This is a genomic window from Paracoccus jiaweipingae (assembly GCF_044335505.1).
Lineage (GTDB): Bacteria > Pseudomonadota > Alphaproteobacteria > Rhodobacterales > Rhodobacteraceae > Paracoccus.
On sequence record NZ_JBISBS010000015.1, the window covers coordinates 1 to 1062 of the forward strand.

Sequence of the window (1062 nt, forward strand, 5' to 3'; positions counted from 1 at the left end):
GGCGCGGCGCAGATGGACGGCGCGATCCTGGTGGTGAACGCCGCTGACGGCCCCATGCCGCAGACCCGCGAACACATCCTGCTGGGTCGCCAGGTCGGCATCCCCTTCATGGTCGTTTACCTGAACAAGGTCGATCAGGTTGACGACGAAGAGCTGCTGGAACTGGTCGAGATGGAAGTGCGTGAGCTGCTGTCCTCCTACGACTATCCGGGCGACGATATTCCGATCGTCAAAGGCTCGGCGCTGGCCGCTCTGGAAGGTCGCGACCCGGAAATCGGGGAAAACAGCATCCGCGCGCTGATCGCGGCTGTTGACGAGTACATCCCGACCCCGGAACGCGCGGTTGACCAGCCCTTCCTGATGCCGATCGAAGACGTGTTCTCGATCTCGGGTCGCGGCACGGTTGTGACCGGTCGTGTGGAACGCGGCGCGGTGAACGTGGGTGACGAACTGGAAATCGTGGGCATCCGCGACACCAAGAAAACCACCTGCACCGGCGTTGAAATGTTCCGCAAGCTGCTGGATCGCGGTGAAGCGGGCGACAATATCGGCGCGCTGCTGCGCGGTGTGGACCGTGACGGCGTTGAGCGTGGTCAGGTTCTGTGCAAGCCGGGTTCGGTCAAGCCGCACACCAAGTTCGAAGCCGAGGCCTATATCCTGACCAAGGAAGAAGGCGGCCGTCACACGCCGTTCTTCGCGAACTATCGCCCGCAGTTCTATTTCCGGACCACGGACGTGACCGGGACCGTCAAGCTGCCGGAAGGCACCGAGATGGTGATGCCGGGCGACAACCTGAAGTTCGAGGTCGAGCTGATCGCCCCGATCGCGATGGAAGAGAAACTGCGCTTCGCCATCCGCGAAGGCGGCCGCACCGTCGGCGCCGGGGTGGTGTCGAAAATCATCGAGTAAGCGACCGCTTGCAAGATGATCTGACGCGCAGCCAACGCGCGTCGAAAATCATCGAGTGATCCGTCAGGATCACCGCAAGATCATCGAGTGATCCAACGCCGCAAGGCAGCGGATATTGCGATGACAGCCCGTCCCGAAAGGGGCGGGCTTTTT

The 1062-nt window shown here is 62.1% G+C and carries 1 protein-coding gene; it reads left to right on the forward strand.

Annotation, left to right across the window (positions count from 1 at the left end; translation table 11 throughout):
* Positions 1–909, forward strand: a 909-nt coding sequence (gene tuf, locus ACFXP9_RS14290) for an elongation factor Tu (RefSeq protein WP_397209410.1), incomplete at its 5' end; no start/stop codon positions are given.
* Positions 910–1062: the final 153 nt, after the last annotated feature.